The organism is Micromonospora echinaurantiaca (genome assembly GCF_900090235.1).
GTDB classification, from domain to species: domain Bacteria; phylum Actinomycetota; class Actinomycetes; order Mycobacteriales; family Micromonosporaceae; genus Micromonospora; species Micromonospora echinaurantiaca.
In genome coordinates this window covers 2,068,199-2,084,263 of record NZ_LT607750.1, presented here as the reverse complement: position 1 = coordinate 2,084,263, position 16,065 = coordinate 2,068,199, and the positions used below count along the sequence as shown (strand labels likewise).

At 74.4% G+C, this 16,065-nt stretch carries 14 protein-coding genes; 8 read left to right on the top strand and 6 right to left on the bottom strand.

Annotated features, from left to right (window positions below; genetic code table 11):
• Positions 1–27 precede the first annotated feature (27 nt).
• Both GA0070609_RS09430 and GA0070609_RS09425 read left to right on the top strand, forming a co-directional pair.
• A complete protein-coding gene (locus GA0070609_RS09430; protein ID WP_088993457.1) occupies positions 28–1,080 on the top strand; it encodes an NlpC/P60 family protein in 1,053 nt (350 codons plus the stop codon).
• 684 nt (positions 1,081–1,764) lie between these two features.
• Positions 1,765–2,409, top strand: coding sequence for a C39 family peptidase (locus tag GA0070609_RS09425; RefSeq protein WP_088993456.1), 645 nt, complete (start codon positions 1,765–1,767; stop codon positions 2,407–2,409).
• A gap of 92 nt (positions 2,410–2,501) precedes the next feature.
• Here GA0070609_RS09425 and GA0070609_RS09420 read toward each other — a convergent pair whose 3' ends face one another.
• The 4 genes from GA0070609_RS09420 to GA0070609_RS09405 form a co-directional block, all read right to left on the bottom strand.
• Positions 2,502–3,551, bottom strand: a complete 1,050-nt coding sequence (locus tag GA0070609_RS09420; protein WP_088997610.1) for an aldo/keto reductase — start codon at positions 3,549–3,551, stop codon at positions 2,502–2,504.
• A 177-nt stretch (positions 3,552–3,728) separates the two neighbouring features.
• Positions 3,729–5,693 (bottom strand): ABC transporter ATP-binding protein, encoded by a 1,965-nt coding sequence (locus tag GA0070609_RS09415; RefSeq protein WP_088993455.1) that lies wholly within the window; start codon positions 5,691–5,693, stop codon positions 3,729–3,731.
• 132 nt (positions 5,694–5,825) lie between these two features.
• Positions 5,826–7,277 (bottom strand): ATP-binding protein, encoded by a 1,452-nt coding sequence (locus tag GA0070609_RS09410; protein ID WP_088993454.1) that lies wholly within the window; start codon positions 7,275–7,277, stop codon positions 5,826–5,828.
• Positions 7,274–8,932 (bottom strand): FAD-dependent oxidoreductase, encoded by a 1,659-nt coding sequence (locus tag GA0070609_RS09405; RefSeq protein ID WP_088997609.1) that lies wholly within the window; start codon positions 8,930–8,932, stop codon positions 7,274–7,276. Before GA0070609_RS09405 ends, GA0070609_RS09410 begins: the two co-directional genes overlap by 4 nt.
• Before the next feature lie 160 nt (positions 8,933–9,092).
• Here GA0070609_RS09405 and GA0070609_RS09400 point away from each other — a divergent pair, with 160 nt between their 5' ends.
• Positions 9,093–11,339: a hypothetical protein gene (locus GA0070609_RS09400; protein ID WP_088997608.1), complete on the top strand. Its 2,247-nt coding sequence runs from the start codon at positions 9,093–9,095 to the stop codon at positions 11,337–11,339.
• A 45-nt stretch (positions 11,340–11,384) separates the two neighbouring features.
• On the opposite strand, the gene GA0070609_RS09395 is transcribed toward GA0070609_RS09400, so the two are convergent.
• Together GA0070609_RS09395 and GA0070609_RS09390 are read right to left on the bottom strand one after the other, a co-directional pair.
• On the bottom strand, positions 11,385–11,804 hold the full coding sequence (locus tag GA0070609_RS09395) for a RidA family protein (protein WP_088993453.1): 420 nt from the start codon (positions 11,802–11,804) through the stop codon (positions 11,385–11,387).
• Positions 11,801–12,622, bottom strand: a complete 822-nt coding sequence (locus GA0070609_RS09390) for an NAD(P)-dependent oxidoreductase (protein ID WP_088993452.1) — start codon at positions 12,620–12,622, stop codon at positions 11,801–11,803. Before GA0070609_RS09390 ends, GA0070609_RS09395 begins: the two co-directional genes overlap by 4 nt.
• 95 nt (positions 12,623–12,717) lie before the next feature.
• Here GA0070609_RS09390 and GA0070609_RS09385 point away from each other — a divergent pair, with 95 nt between their 5' ends.
• From GA0070609_RS09385 to modA, 5 genes are all read left to right on the top strand, one after another.
• The gene (locus tag GA0070609_RS09385) at positions 12,718–13,611 is read left to right on the top strand and encodes a LysR family transcriptional regulator (protein WP_088993451.1); all 894 of its coding nucleotides are present in this window, start codon (positions 12,718–12,720) and stop codon (positions 13,609–13,611) included.
• Between the two features lie 21 nt (positions 13,612–13,632).
• Positions 13,633–14,121 carry an SsrA-binding protein SmpB gene (smpB, locus tag GA0070609_RS09380; RefSeq protein WP_088993450.1) on the top strand — a complete coding sequence of 163 codons (489 nt, stop codon included), beginning with the start codon at positions 13,633–13,635 and terminating at the stop codon, positions 14,119–14,121.
• Between the two features lie 210 nt (positions 14,122–14,331).
• Positions 14,332–14,724, top strand: coding sequence for an SCO5389 family protein (locus GA0070609_RS09375; protein WP_088993449.1), 393 nt, complete (start codon positions 14,332–14,334; stop codon positions 14,722–14,724).
• A 141-nt stretch (positions 14,725–14,865) separates the two neighbouring features.
• Positions 14,866–15,291, top strand: coding sequence for a TOBE domain-containing protein (locus tag GA0070609_RS09370; protein WP_088993448.1), 426 nt, complete (start codon positions 14,866–14,868; stop codon positions 15,289–15,291).
• Entirely contained in the window at positions 15,288–16,064 is a 777-nt protein-coding gene (gene modA, locus GA0070609_RS09365; protein ID WP_088993447.1) for a molybdate ABC transporter substrate-binding protein, read from the top strand. Before GA0070609_RS09370 ends, modA begins: the two co-directional genes overlap by 4 nt.
• Position 16,065: the final 1 nt, after the last annotated feature.

Below are 16,065 nucleotides of genomic sequence, written 5' to 3'. Positions count from 1 at the left end.
AGCCGAGTCGCGAAAGGAGACGCGGGCATGAAGTACTGGACGTACCTGCGCAGACGGACCGTACTTCTGACTACCGGCGTGTTCGTCCTGCTGCTCACCGCCGGTGCGGGTACCTACGCGGTGGTGCTGCCGTCGCCGGCGGACCAGACGGAGATCACCCTGGGCACGGGCATGCCGTCCCAGGGCCCGACCCGCGGCGCGTCCGGGTACACCTACCAGCGCCTGACGGAGCCTGATCGCACGGAGATCATCGACTCGTCGGGGGAACCCGTCGCGACCATGACCGACGGCGCGCGGACCGTGCAGATCTACGGTCCGCTCCGAACGTTCGAGGAACCACGCTTCACCGCCGCCAAGGTCGAGACCAACGTCTGGGTCCGCCTCGCCCCACAGGCGTGGCGGGCGGGCGCCGAACAGGAGCAGTGGTTCATCGACTGGCTCGAGGGGGTGCGCAACGACCGCTCGCCGGACGTGCTGGCGATCGCCTTCGAATATGTCGACGGCGCGCCGGCGAAGAAGGACAACCAGGGACAGCAGTATTCCGGCGACGCGTCGTTCGGGCCACCGGACCCGTTGGATCCCGATGGCCGGGCCGAGCGCTCGGACTTCTACGACTACCTGCAGGTCCCGTGGTCGTTCTCGGACGGTAAGAACTCGCTGCCCGACCCCGAACGCGCCCTGGCGCTGGACTGCTCCGGCTACCTGCGGATGGTCTACGGGCACCGGCTCGGGTTTCCGCTGCTCGGCACCAACAACCCGGGTGACGGGCTGCCGCGCCGCGCGTACGCGATGGCCGAAGTGGGCCCAGGGGTCGCCCTGACGCCGAACACCGGTCAGCGAGCCCGCGGCATCGACCGCCTGCTCCCCGGCGACCTGTTGTTCTTCAACGCGCAGCCGGTACCGAGCCGGCAGATCGACCACTCCGGCATCTACCTCGGCCTCGATGACAGCGGCCATCACCGGTTCGTCTCCAGCCGTTCGCAGACGGACGGCCCGACCATGGGCGACCTGTCCGGCGAACCCATCCTCGACGGCATGGGCTACTGGCCGGACCGGTGGCGCACCGCCCGCCGGATCTGAGCCGCCCACCGAGCGTCAGCGGCACCGGCTACGCGTTCCCGCCGCCGGGCGGCATGCCCCGCCCGGCGGCCCACCCGCGGCCGAGTCGGGTATCGCACGACGATGCCCGACCGGCCCCGTCTGGTCGTCAGCGGGCGGTTGAGCAGCGCACGAGGCTGCTCAACCGCCCGCTGATCGCTACCCGCTCAGGGTCAGGGCCGGCGGCGGGTATCCGCAGCTGGCTGAGTCCCGCCGCCGCAACTGTCGGAGCCTGGGGCGGCAGACCGGCCGTCGCTCCGGCTGAGTCCCCGCCGCAGCTGTCGGATGCCGGGGCGGCAGCGGGTTCGAGGTGGACGCGGAAGCGCCCGTCCACGGGCCGGCGAACCAGCTCTGGATCGGTCGTCCCCGGTGCGGCTTGGCCCCTTGCGTGGGAGCGATCCCGGAGCTCGACGGACCGGGGCGGATGGGTCGGCCACCGCCGGGGCTCGAGGGGGACCAGGAGTGTAGTACCAACCGCGTCGGCCTGCGGGCGTTTTCACGAACCCGGGCCGGGTAATCGTCTGGCGAGAGAGCCGGGAAGCCAATCGAGAGCCCGGGAACCGGGAGCGTCCGGAAACAGCGACTCCGGCGTACGCGCGGGGTTCTGCTACCTGCGGTGCTTGCGCTCCCGATCCCAGCGGCGTCAACCCCGATGGGAGCTTCACGATGAACTCGATCTTCCGCAAGAGCGCGCTGTCGGTTGCCGGTCTGCTGATGACCGGTGGAGCCGTCGCCGTTCCGGCGATCGCCGCCGAGACCGCGCCAGCGAAACCGGCCATCGCGGTGCAGGCGGAGGAGCCCCCTGGTCAGGACAAGAAGGTGCTCGACCACGAGTACCAGCGGCAACCGAACGCGTACTACTGCGCTCCGGCGGCGACTCGGATCGCCCTGTCCACGCAGGGTAAGACGCCGAGTCAGCGCGAGGTGGCGGAGAAGCTGGGCACCACCAAGGCCGGTACCCAGTCGGCCGACGACACCACCCGCGTCCTGAACGAGATGACCGGCGGCGGCTACGAGACCACCGAGATCGACGGCCCCACCGCCGAGCCGGCACAGGTCGATGAGCTGCGCGCCGACGTGGTCGAGGCGGTCGACGGCAAGCGGGGCGTGGTGGCCAACACCATGGGCACCGCTGTCGACACCGAGGGCCGGCGACACTCGTTCCCGGGCGGACACTACGTGACCATCATCGGCTACCGCGACAACGGTGAGGCGGTGCAGATCGCCGACCCGTACGACCCGAAGAAGCACTACTGGATGAGCGACGACAAGGTGGCCACCTGGATCGCGGAGCGCGGCTACTCCAGCTGACGCCGCGTGGCATGGTCGTGGCCCGGGCTCCCGGCGGGAGCCCGGGCCACGGCTTTCCCGCGCCCGACGCCCGGCGCCACAGGCGTCCGCCCTCAGGCGGCGGCGCGGTCGGCGGTCGGGCGGCGCCGGCGGGCCGGATCGGTCAGCGCCGGCGGGCGCCAGACGCCGTCGGGGGCGTACAGGTTGGTGCCGGGCGGGACGATCTCGTCGATCCGGTCCAGGGTGGCGTCGTCGAGGGTCAGGGTGGCGCCGGCGAGCAGCCCGTCCAGCTGGTCCATGGTGCGCGGGCCGATGATCGTCGAGGTCACCCCCGGGTGAGCGACGGTGAACGCCACCGCCAGTTCCGGCAGCGTCCGACCGAGGTCGGCGGCCAGCTCCACGAGCTGCTCGACCGCGCGGTACTTGGCTCCGTTGCCGGGCAGCGCCGGGTCGAAGCGGGCCGGGGTCAGCGCGGGACGACCCGCCGTCAGGTCCACCGGCCGGCCCTGCCGGTAGCGGCCGGAGAGGAAGCCGGAGGCGAGCGGGCTCCAGACCAGCACCCCCATGCCGTACCGCTGACAGACCGGCAGCACGTCGGCCTCGATGCCCCGGGCCAGGATCGAGTACGGCGGCTGCTCGGTGCGGAACCGTCCCAGAGCGCGCCGCTCGGCGACGTGGTGCGCCTCGACGATCTCCTCGGCCGGGAAGGTGGAGCAGCCGAACGCCCGGATGGTGCCGGCCCGGACCAGGTCACTGAGCACGCCGAGGGTCTCCTCGACGTCGGTGGTGTGGTCGGGACGGTGGACCTGGTAGAGGTCGATCCAGTCGGTGCCCAGCCGGCGCAGGCTGTCGTGCACCGCGCGCAGGATCCAGCGGCGCGAGTTGCCGCCCCGGTTGGGGCCCTCGCCCATCGGGAAGTGCACCTTGGTGGCGAGCACCACGTCGTCCCGCCGGCCCCGCAGCGCCCGGCCGACGATTCGCTCGCTCTCCCCGGCCGAGTACATGTCCGCGGTGTCGACCAGGTTGATCCCCCGGTCGAGCGCGGCGTGGATGATCCGCACGCAGTCGTCGTGGTCGGGGTTGCCGACCGCGCCGAACATCATCGTGCCGAGGGCGTGGACGCTGACCTCGATGCCGGTGCCGCCCAGTACCCGGTAACGCATGGTGGTGCTCCTCGCGGTGTCCGCCCCGGCGGCGGATCCGCCGGCGGCGCCGCCCACGCTAGGAATTCGAGTGCGCTCGAGGTCAACACCGGGCGGTGCCGCCGCGACGCCCCGGATCGCCGGACGCGCCAGCCCGTGCCGCCGACCGAGCGGACGTGCCCCGGCCGTGGTGGCCGGTCACCGGGGCACGGCGTCGCCGGCCTGCGGGGAGCCGGCCAGGTAGCCGCTGGCCTGCAGGTCGAACAGCTCACGGTAGAGGCCGTCGGCGGCCATCAGCTCGTCGTGGGTGCCGTGCTGGACCAACCGCCCCTGGTCGAGCACGAAGATCTGGTCGGCGTGCCGGACGTTGGCGAGCCGGTGGGTGATCAGGACGACGGCCCGGTCCGGGTGCCGGCGCAGGTGCTGGAAGAGCGCGTGCTCGGCCCGGGCGTCGAGGGAGGCGGACGGCTCGTCACAGATCAGCAGCGCGGCGTCGCGGTAGAGCCCACGCGCGGCGACCAGCCGCTGCCACTGCCCGCCGGACAGGTCGTGGCCGTTCTTGAACTCGCGGTCCAGCAGCGTGTCGTAGCCGTACGGCAGGTTGTCGATCACCTCGTCGGCGGCGGCGGCCCGGGCGGCCTCCCGCACGCTCGGCCCGGATCGCCCGGGCGCCCGGTCGTGGCGGCCGATGCGGATGTTCTGCCCCGCGGTGAACGGGAACCGCCACCAGTCCTGGGTCATCACCGCCACGTGCTCGCCGACCGCCCGCGGGTCGAGATCGGCGGTGTCCACCCCGTCCCACCTGATGACGCCCCCGGTCGGCCGGTAGAGGCCGGCGATCAGCTTGGCCAGGGTGGTCTTGCCCGAGCCGTTCTCGCCGACCAGCGCGATCACCTGGCCCCGGCGCAGGGTGAGGCTCACCTCGTCGACGGCCGGCTGCTCGGTGTCCGGGTAGCGCAGGCTGACCCGGTCGAGTTCGATCACGTCGAAGCCGTCGACGGCCCGCCCGCCGGTGGCCGGCATCCGGCTCCGGGCGCGCTCCAGGAAGTCGCGGTAGTCCTGGTAGTAGAGGGCGTCCTCGTAGAGCGAGTTGGTGGCCAGGACCGCGACGCCGAGGCTGGTCCGGGCGGACTGGATGGCCAGCAGCGCCGTGGCCGCCGCGGCGAGCGCGACCAGCCCGCCGAGCAGCAGCGCGCCGAGGACGGCGTAGACGCCGAACGCGGCGAGCCCGGCGACGCTCGCACCGGCCACCCGGGTGCCGGTCTGCGACCGGACCAGGCGCAGCTGGGCCCGGGTCTCGACGGCCATCACCCGGCGGTACTCGGCGATCAGGAACCCGCGCATCTGGTAGGCGCGCACCTCGGCCGCGGTGCGTCGGTTGGCCATCAGGTGCGCCAGCATCCACATCCGCCGGCGGCGGGTGATCCGGGCCAGCATGGCCAGGTACTGCCGGCGGGCCACCCGGACTGCGGTGACCGCCTCCGGCACCGCCGCGAGCAGCAGGCAGGGCAGCAGGATCGGCTGGATCACCGCGACCGCCACCGCGGTGGCGGCCATCCCGACCACCCCGGTTACCAGGTTGACAGTGTGGTCCACGATGTACGCCGCCTCGGCCATCCCCCGCTCCCGGGCCCGGTCCATCTCCTCGGCGAAACCGGCGTCGTCGAACGCGGCGAGGTCGACCGCCGTGGTGGCCTCGAACAGGCGCAGCTCCACCTCGTAGTTGATCTGCGGGGTGAGCCGGGCCTGGGCCCAGCCGGCCGCGATCATCAACCCGCCCCGGGCGGAGACCGCCGCGGCGGCCAGGACCAGCGCCGGCAGCGCCGCGCGCACCCGGTCCGGAGTGGGGCCGGCGGCGAACAGCTCGCGCAGCACGCTGGTCGTGGCGAGCAGCCCGAACGTGGTCATCACCCCGGCGGCGACGTTCAGCCCGATGGAGGCGACGGTGTCCCGGCGACTGGTGGCCCAGGCCAGCGCCACCGCGTCCCGCACCAGCCGGGGCAGCCGGCGGGCCACCGCGCGAAAGCTGGTGTGCGCGAACGCGGTGGCGTGGTGCATCCAGGCGGCGTCCTCCAGCTCCGGCAGGACCGGGCCGGTGACGGTGTCGTCGGTCGGTTCGGCCGGTGGGTCGTCCGGCTCGGACGGGTGGCGCTGGCGGGCCATCGACTCCACGGACCCTCCCGGGGGACGCGGGTGAACCGGACGCCGCCCGAGACTACCGACAGCGATCGGGTCGTGTCGTGGCGTGAACGGCGTGTCGAACTCCCGTGCCAACGGCGTGTCGGCCGGGCCGCGTCAGGGCACCGGCTCCGGTCCGGCCGCCGGGGCGGCGGTCAGCGGCAGCAGCACCCGGAAGGTGGTGGCGCCGGGGGTCGACTCGACCCGGATGTCGCCGTGGTGCTTGTGGACCACGATCCGGTACGAGATGTCCAACCCCAGGCCGGTGCCGGAGCCGACCGGCTTGGTGGTGAAGAACGGCTCGAAGATGCGCGGCCGCACGTCCGGCGGGATGCCCGGCCCGGTGTCGGCGATCTCCACCGCGAGCAGGTCGCCATCCCGCCCGGTCCGCAGGGTCAGCGTGCCCTTCTCCCCCATCGCGCCGAGCGCGTTGTCGATCAGGTTGGTCCAGACCTGGTTGAGCTCCGCCGCGTACGCCGGCACCGGCGGGAGGCCGCGGTCGTACTCCTTGACCAGCCGGACCCCGGCGGGCAGCTTGCCCTTGAACATCACCAGGGTGGCGTCGAGCAGGTCGTGCACGTCGACCACCTGGTACGGCGCCCGGTCCAGCTGCGAGTACTGCTTGGCCGCGCCGACCAGGCCGGAGATCCGGGTGACCGCGTCGCCGATCTCCCGCATCAGCAACTCGGTCTCGACCGTGTAGGTCAACCACCGGACGGCGGCCTCCAGGTCCGCCGCGCCCACCGCCGCCCGCACCCGGGCCAGCCACTCCTCGTCCAGCCCGCCGGCGACCAGGGTCGGCGCCAGGTCCCAGCCGGCGCCGATCCGCTGCTCCGCCAGCCAGTCGGCCAGGGCGTCCTCGGCGTCCGCGGCGGCCATCGCGCTCAGCTGCGGTGCGGCGGCCACCCGGGCGACCGCCTCCTCCTGGAGTTCCACCAGCGTGTGCAGTGCCCGCCCGTCCAGCCGCCCGTCGGCGATCATCGCCAGCTTGTGCCGCATCCCGGCCACCCGGTCGCGCAGCACCGAGGTGGCCCGGACCGCCGCGGCGGCCGGGTTGTTCAGCTCGTGGGTCAGCCCCGCCGACAGGGAGCCCAGCGCCAGCAACCGTTCCCGCTCGCCGACGATGGTCTGGGCGTTCCGCATCCCGATGAAGAGCCCCTCCAGCAGGTGCATCGCCATCGGGAACCAGGAGCGCACGGCGTGCGCGAAGCTCTCCGCGGGGAGCACGAAGAACTCCGCCTCGTCGACCGCCCGCAAGGTGTTGCGGTAGACCTGCTCGGCCTCGTCGTCGAGGTACGCCTGGGTCGCCCCGCCGTACACCCCGCGCTGGCCGGTCCGGGTGACCTCCACCTCGTCGCCGTGCACCCGCCGGCTCAGCGCCACCGCCCCGCGGAGCAGGACGAAGAAGCAGGTCGCCGGCTCGCCCTCGGCGTAGACGACGGTGCCGGCGGCGCGCTGCTCCACCCGGCCGTGCTCGGCCAGCCAGTCGAGCTGCCGGTCGTCGAGCGCCTCGAACAGGAACAGGGTGCGCAGCTCGTCGGGGGTCAGCCGGTCGGTCGGGGTGGTCACTGCGCCTCCAGGTAGCGATGCACCAGCGAGACGGCCATCGCGCCCTCGCCGACGGCGGAGGCGACCCGTTTCACCGACTCGGCCCGGACGTCGCCGGCGGCGAAGACGCCCGGCAGGCTGGTCTCCAGGTGGTACGGGTCCCGCGACAGCGCCCAGCCGGCCGGCCGCCGGCCGTCGGTGACCAGGTCGGGACCGGTGACCACGAAACCCCGCCGGTCCCGGACCAGCACCCCGTCCAGCCACTCGGTGCGCGGCTCCGCGCCGATGAAGATGAACAGCCAGGACGCGTCCACCGTGCGGGTCTCACCGCTGCGGGTGTCGCAGAGGGTGAGCTGTTCCAGGTGGCCGCTGCCGGATCCGCCGGCCACCACGGTGTGCGGGTGCACGACGATGTTGTCGATCCGGTCGAGCTGGTTGATCAGGTAGCGCGACATCGAGGCGGTGAGGTCGGCACCGCGGATCAGCAGGTGCACCCGCGCGGCGTACCGGGCGAAGTGCACCGCCGCCTGGCCGGCCGAGTTGGCCCCACCCACGATGTAGACGTCCTGCGCCTCGCAGCTCGGCGCCTCGGTCGCGGTGGAGCCGTAGAAGACGCCCTGCCCGGTGAACTCGGCCAGCCCGGGGGCGTCGAGCACCCGGTAGGACACGCCGGTGGCCAGCACCACGGTGTGCGCGGCGATCTCGGTGCCGTCGCCGAAGCGCAGCAGCCGGGCCGAGCCGGCCTCGGCCAGCCCCACCACCTCCCGCGTGCTGAGCAGCTCGGCGCCGAACTTCAACGCCTGCCGGCGGGCCCGGTCGGTGAGCTGCGCGCCGGAGACCCCGTCGGGAAAGCCCAGGTAGTTCTCGATCCGGCTGCTCTGCCCGGCCTGCCCGCCGGTGGCCCGGCGTTCGACCAGCACCGTGCGCAGTCCCTCGGAGGCGCCGTACACCGCCGCGCCGAGGCCGGCCGGGCCGCCGCCGACCACCACCAGGTCGTAGAAGTCGGCAGCGGGCACCACGGTGAGCCCGGCCAGCCCGGCCAGCTCCGCCTCGGTCGGGGCGACCAACGCCTTGCCCTCGCCGGTGACCACCAGCGGCAGGTCCGCCTCGGTCGCTCCGGCCGCGGCGAGCAGCCGGACGCCCTCCGGGTCGTCGGCCAGCAGCCAGCGGAACGGGACCAGGTTGCGGGCGAGGAAGTCGCGCACCTTGAACGACGGGGCCGACCAGCGGTGCCCGACCACCCGGATCTCGGTCGCCGTGGCGTCCGGGCTGGCTGCCCACGCCCGAAGCAGCGTGTCCACCACCGGGTACAGCTTCTCCTCCGGCGGATGCCACGGCTTGAGCAGGTAGTGGTCCAGGTCGACGAGGTTGATCGCGTCGATCGCGGCGTCGGTGTCCGCGTACGCGGTGAGCAGCACCCGGCGGGCGGCCGGGAACAGGTCCATCGCGGCCTCGAGGAAATCGATGCCGTTCATCTCCGGCATCCGGTAGTCGGCCAGCAGCACGGCCACCTGCTCGCCACGGAGTTTGATCTCCCGCAGCGCGGTCAACCCGTCCGCGCCGGAGGCCGCCCGGACCACCCGGTACCGGTCGCCGTAGCGGCGGCGCAGGTCGCGGGCGACCGCGCGGGACACCGCCGGGTCGTCGTCGATGCTCAGGATCACCGGGTTCGCCATGGCGTGATCCAACCACCCGCCGACCGGGCGGCGCACCACCGGCCGGGGCGCGGACGGTCGCCCGCGCCGCACGGCGGCACGGTTGACCAGCCCCAGGACGGGTAGACGGTGCCGGCGCCGGGTGGCCGGCGGCACCGGCCGGAGACGTCTCGGGGAGCCGATGTCCGATGGACCGGCGGCGTCGTACGACGTCGTGGAGCTGCGGGTGCACGGGGTGTCCGGCGCGGGCGCGGACCAGGTGCTGGACCGCCCGAACGTGGCGCAGGTGGCCGGGGACCGCAGCGGCGGCTTCTTCCGGCCGCGCCCCGGCTACCCGGACACCCGAGGGTCGGCCGGTGTGGTGCTGGAGGCGTACCGCTGGAGCGACCTGCCCTCGGGCACCGCGATCCGGACGCTGTCGCTGGTCTTCCTGCTGCCCTTCATGCTCTGCAACGTGGCGATCTGGATGCGTCCGCGCGGCCTGGGTCGCAGCGAACTGGTACTCAAGGCGCTGTGCCGGGTGCTGGCGCTCTCACTGACCGCCCTGTACGTGCTCTCCATCGTCGGGGTGGCGCTGGACCTGGTCGCCTGGCGGTGCCTGGCGTCGCCGCAGTGCTTGAGCGAGCGCACCTGGCTGTCCTGGCTCGGCGATCGGCCGGCGGGCCTGCGGCTGGCCGTGCTCTCGATCGTCCCGATCGCCGCGATCGGCCTGGTCTGGCGGCTCGGCGCCCGCCCGGGTCGCAACTTCGACGCGTTCCGGGCGCCGCGCGCCACCACCACCGTGCACCAGCTCAGCGCCGTGGGCCAGTGGGACGCGGCGCCGCTGGTCGGGCGGCTGCGGTCGATCCATGTCGCGGTCGCGTTCGGCACGCTGGACGCCGCCCTGCTCACCGCGCGGGCCCGGGCGGGCGCCGCCCCGGCCACCGTCGTGCTCGCGGTGGCCACCGGCGCGGTGCTGGTGACCTGTGTCGTGCTGGTCTGCGCGCATCCGGCGATCGACCAGACCGAGGTGGGCCGGCGGGTCGACCGGGTGGCCCGCTGGCTACGGTTCACCGCCAGCGGCCTGACCGTGCTGGTGCTCGTCGTGGTGGCGGCGCACCCGGCGCCCTGGCCCGCCGCGGTCGGCCTGCCCGGGCACGGGGAGATGGTCACCTACCTGCTGGTCTTCCAGACCCTCCTGCTCGCCGGGCTCGGGGCGCTGGTGCTGTGGGTGCGCGTCCGGCGCAGCGGCTGGCGGCGGCGGGGCCGACACGGCGGCGGGCCGCTGCGCGCGCTGGGCGCCCCGATCATCGCGGCCGCCGCGACCGGCCTGGCGGTGGCGTTCTCCGCCGAGCTGGTCTACCGGGCGGCGGACTTCCTCGACCGCAACGAGCCGACCGCGGACCGGGTGGCGCTCAGCCCGCCGCTGATGTACAAGTGGGCGATCTTCGGCTTCTTCCTCGCGGTGCTCACCATGCTGCTGGCCGCCGCGCTGGTCACCGTGCTCACCCGCCGGGGTCGGCTGCGCGCCGCCGCGGCGACCGTCGCCCGGGATTTCCCCGACGCCCCGCCGGAGGCCGCTGCCCGGCTGCGGCAGGTCACCCGGACGATCGCGCGGGCCCGGTTCACCGAGCGGTTGGAACCGCTCGCCGCGGTGTACGCCTGCCTGATCGCGCTCGGCATGGCCACCAGCGTCCTCGGGCTGCTGGACCTCCACCCGGGCGAGTTCGTCCAGCGGTACCTCGGGGTGCCGGCCGACATGGTCAACTTTGGCATCGGCATGGGCAGCTACGCGGTCGCGGGCGTGGTGCTCGTGCTGGTGATGGGTGGCATCTTCGCCTACCGGACGGCCGAGTTCCGCCGGTACATCGGGGTGCTGTGGGACCTGGGCACCTTCTGGCCGCGGGCGGCCCATCCGTTCGCGCCGCCCTGCTACGCCGAGCGGGCCGTACCGGAGTTGGGCCGGCGGATCACCTACCTCGCCGAGAGCGGCGTCGGGGTGCTGCTGGCCGGGCACAGTCACGGCTCGGTGCTGCTCGCCGCGACCGTGCTCCAACTGCCGGCGCACGTCAGCGACCGGGTGGCCCTGCTGACGTACGGGTCGCCGCTGCGCCGGCTCTACACCCGGCTCTTCCCCGAGTACGTCAACCCCGACGTGCTGCGCGAGGTGGGCGACCGGGTCGGCTGGCGGTGGGTGAACCTGTGGCGCGACACCGACCAGATCGGCAGCTGGATCTTCTCCCCGCACCGCCTTGGCGAGCCGCCGGCGGCGCCCGGACCGGCGGGCACGGTCGACCGGCGGCTGCGTGACCCGTGGGACGTGGTGCCCCCGCCCAGCGACAGCGTCCCGCCGCCGATCCTCGGGCACTGGCCCGCCGAGTCCGACGACCGCTTCGCCGAGGCGGTCCGGGAACTGGCCGAGCGGCTGCGCCGGCAGGCGTACCGCTGACCGCCGGGACCCCGGCGGCCCGGGGCGGGCCGGTTCGCCCGGCGGTCAGGCCCGCCCGGCCGGCACGGCGGCGGTCACCTCCACCTCGATCAGCGCGTCGGGCAGGAAGAGCCGGCTCACCTCCACGGTCGTGCTGGCCGGCGGCGGCACGGCGGTGAAGAGCCGGCGCCGGACCACGGCGTAGCCGGGCAGGTCGCCGAGGTCGGTGAGGAACGTCCGGATGTGCAGCACGTCGGCCAGGGTCGCGCCGTGGGCGGCCAGCACCCCGCCGACGATCTCGAAGATCCGCTCGGACTGCGCGACGATGTCGCCCACCCCGACCACCGCACCGGCGTCGTCGACGGCCACCTGGCCGGCGAGCACGAGCAGGGCGCCGCCGCCGGGCAGGTCGAGGCGGGCCAGGTGGGCGAAGCGGTCGCCGAACGGGGCGGCGACGGTGCTCGGGTTGTCGAGGGTGAGCTTCACAGGTACTCCCGGGTGACGAGGGTGGCGATGTCGGCGGTGGGGTCGGAGGCGGCGGCCAGCGCGGTGCGGGCCGCGCTGACGAGGGGTGCCGGTGCGCCGGCGAGGGCGGCCCGCACCAGGTCGAGGTCCTTGCCGGCGAGCGCGACCGGGAAGTCGGCGTCCGGCGCGGTGGCCCGGGCGAGCGCCCCGGCGAGCGGGCCGCCGGCCAGCGCGTCCAGGGCGGTCCGCGGGTCGACACCGACCGCGCCGGCCACCGCGAGCGTGTCGGCCAGCCCGGTGACCGCGACCAGCAGCGCGGTGTTCAGCACCAGCTTCAGCGCCGCGCCGCTGCCGAGGTCGCCGCAGTGCCGGACGCTGCCGAGCGCGGCGAGCACGGGGGTGACCCGCTCCACCGCCGGGGCGGCGCCGCCGGCGAACACCCGTAGCTGGCCGGCCCGGGCGGCGGCGACGCTGCCGCCGACGGGGGCGTCGACCAGGTCGACCGCCGGGGGCAGCCGGCGCGCCAGGTCCCGCACCGCGGCCGGGCCGATGGTCGACATCTCGACGAGGCAGGCGCCCGGAGCCAGCGCCGCCGCCGCGCCGTGCGGACCGGACAGCACCGCGTCGACGGCGGTCGCGTCGGTGAGCATGGTGACGACGACGGCGGCCCGACGGACGGCGTCGGCCGGGGAGCCGGCCACCCGGGCGCCGGCGCGCTGGAGCGGCACGGTGCGTACGGCGGTGCGGTTCCACACCGTCACCGGGTGACCGGCGTCGAGCAGCCGGTGGGCGACCGACGCGCCCATCCGGCCCGTGCCGAGTACGGCGATCTCTGTCATGCCGGCAACGGTAGGAGCGCCGAAAGGATGCTACCAACGAATGTTGGGGATGACTGCCATGCGTTCCACGCATGGCACCGGATAGCCTGCCGGTCATGCAGCCGCACTCCCTCGACGTGTTCCGCACCGTGGCCCGGCACGGGTCGATCACCGCCGCCGCGCGGGAACTCCGGTACACCCAGTCGGCCGTGTCCCGGCAGATCGCCGCCCTGGAGGCCGACCTCGGGGTGGTGCTCTTCGACCGGCTGCCCCGCGGGGTGGCGCTGACCGAACCGGGGCGCTGCCTGCTGCCGCACGCGGAGGCGGTGCTGGAGCGGCTGGACACGGTGCACCGCGAACTGGACGCGCTGCGCGGGCTGGGTGCCGGCCGCCTCCGGGTCGGGGCGTTCCCCACCGCGATGGCGGCCCTCGTGCCACGCGCACTGGCCGCGTTCCGGGCCGCCCACCGGCAGGTGGCGCTCTCCCTGGTGGAGGGTCGGACGCCGGTCCTGCTGGAGCGGCTGCTGGCCGGCGACGCCGACCTGGCGGTGGTGACCGCGCCGCCGGACCAGCCGCTGGACGCCGGCCGGTTCGACCTGCGCCACCTGCTCGACGAGCGGCTGCTGGTGGCCGTGCCCCGAGACCACCGGCTGGCCCGGCGGCGCACGGTACGCCTGGCCGAACTGGGCGACGACTCGTTCGTCACCGGCTCGACCGGCGCCGACGACCCGCTGATGCGGGCCGCCATGCCGCCCGGCTTCCGGCCCCGGATCGACATCGTCGCCGCCGACTGGACCGGCAAGCTGGGCTGCGTTGCGGCCGGGCTGGGCGTCGCGCTGGTGCCCGCGCTGGCCGTCCGGGCCGCCCCGGCCGACCTGGCGCTGCTCCGGCTGCACCCCGACGACGCCCCGGTGCGGCGGGTGTACGCGGCCACCGTCGCCGGGCGGCACCGCTCGCCCGCGGTCGACCGGCTGCTCGACGGCCTCGCCACCCAGGCCCGCGCCGGCTGACCGGCGGCTATCCTTCGCCCGGTGGACCGGTCCCGGCAGGAACGCACGCTGATCGCCTCGAACAAGCGGGCGCGGCACGACTACACCGTGCTCAAGACGTACGAGGCGGGGATCGTGCTGGCCGGCACCGAGGTGAAGTCGCTGCGCGAGGGCCGGGCGTCGCTGGTCGACGCGTTCGCCCAGGAGCGCGACGGCGAGCTCATGCTGTACGGCCTGCACATCGCCGAGTACGGCTTCGGCAGCTGGACCAACCACGCGCCGCGGCGGACCCGCAAGCTGCTGCTGCATCGGGTCGAGATCGACCGGATCCGGGAGAAGGTCCGCGAGGGTGGCCTGACCCTGGTGCCGCTGTCGATGTACTTCGCCAACGGGTGGGCCAAGGTCGAGCTCGCCCTGGCCAAGGGCCGCCGGTCGTACGACAAGCGGCAGGCGCTGGCCGAGCGGGACGCCAACCGGGAGATCGCCCGGGAACTGGGCCGCCACCTCAAGGGCCGGACCCGGCGCGGCTGACCGCCGGCAGCCCTCGTCCCCGTACCCCGCCACGGCCCGGCCGCCCGTCACCGACGCGCACCGCCGCGCCGCCGCCGATCACGTGCTGTCGACGCGACCCGCCGGAACCTGTTGACGCCCTCGTCGACCCTGTGGTGTCCTCAGCGTACGTCGGTAATGGAAACCGTGTTCATTACCAATCCGACCTGAGGACCCACCGAAGGAGATGCCATGTCGCTCACCGTCTCACCCGCCCTGCTCGACGCCGCCGAGCGCGGCCCGGTCGACGACGCCGAGTTCGTCGCCTGCGTCCGCGACTCCCTGCCGTACGCCTTCGAGACCGTGCGCCGGGTGGTGACCGAACTGGAGGCCACCGGCGCCGACCACGCCGACGACGCCGTCCCGCCACCCACCGAGGCCGAGCGCGGCCAGTTGCTGCGGGCCCTGGCCAGCGACGCGATCCGGGGCGGCCTGGAGCGGCACTTCAACGTCCGGCTCGCCTTCCAGAACTGCCACCGGGTGGCCGCGTTCCGCCCGGCCGCGGTCGACTCCGCGGCGTACCGGGCCTTCGTCTCAGCCCGGGGCCAGTTGCTCAACCAGTCCCCCGAGCTGCGCAACTGCTGACCGGGCCGGTCGGGACGTCCCGCACCGGCGCGGGACGTCCCGATGCCCGCCGCAGGTGCGAGGCGTTCCTGCCATCCGAGCCGCGATCCACGGCTGATCAGGGCAGCACCGGTTCGCAGATGCGTCCGCTATGGTGGCCCGGTGACGAGGTTCCGGATCGGGGAGGCGGCCGAACTGCTCGGCGTCAGCCCGGACACCGTACGGCGGTGGATCGACGGCGGCCGGCTCGCCGCGGTCCGCGACGAGCACGGCCACCGGGTGGTCGACGGCGTCGACCTGGCCGCGTACGCCCGGTCGCAGGCGGCCGATCCGGACGACCGCTCGGACGCCTCCTCCGCCCGCAACCGGCTGCGCGGCATCGTCGTCAACGTCGTCAAGGACACCGTGATGGCGCAGGTCGACATCCAGGCCGGGCCGTTCCGGCTCGTGTCGCTGATGAGCCGGGAGGCGGTCGACGAGCTGGACCTGCGGGTCGGCACGGTGGCGGTAGCGGTGATCAAGTCGACCACCGTGGTGGTGGAGCGCGGCGGGCCGGCCGGCGCCGGCCGGGGACGGGGCGCCGCGTGAGGCGGGTGCGGGCCCTGGCCGGCGCCGCGGTGGCCGCCCTGGTCGCCGGGTGTGGCGGCGACCCGGCCACCGGGCCGGCCGACGCGACCGGCGGCGTCACCGGCACGGTGAGCGTCTTCGCGGCCGCGTCGCTGACCGAGTCCTTCACCCGGATCGGCCGGGACTTCGAGGCCGCCCACCCGGGCACCACGGTGGTCTTCAACTTCGCCGGCAGCTCCGGGCTCGCCACCCAGATCAACCAGGGCGCGCCGGCCGACGTCTTCGCCTCGGCCGCCGCCCGCACCATGGTCACCGTCACCGAGGCCGGCAACGCCGACGGCACGCCGGTCACCTTCGCCCGCAACCAGTTGGTCATCGCCGTGCCGGCCGGCAACCCGAAGGGCATCACCGGCCTCGCCGACCTGGCAGGCCCGGACGTGACGGTGGCGCTCTGCGCCGACCAGGTGCCCTGCGGCACGGCCGCCCGCGTTGCGCTGGACGCCGCGTCGGTGGCGCTCACCCCGGTCACCCTCGAGCGGGACGTGAAGGGGGCGTTGTCCAAGGTGACGCTCGGCGAGGTCGACGCCGCCCTGGTCTACCGCACGGACACCCGGGCCGTCGCGGCGAAGGTGACCGGCGTCGAGTTCCCCGAGTCGGCCCGGGCCGTCACCGACTACCCGATCGTCGCGCTCCGGGACGCGCCGAACCCGGCGGGCGGGCGGGCGTTCGTCGAGTACGTCCGCTCCGGCCGGGGGCAGGCGGTGCTCGCCGAGGCCGGGTTCCAGGCACCGTAGC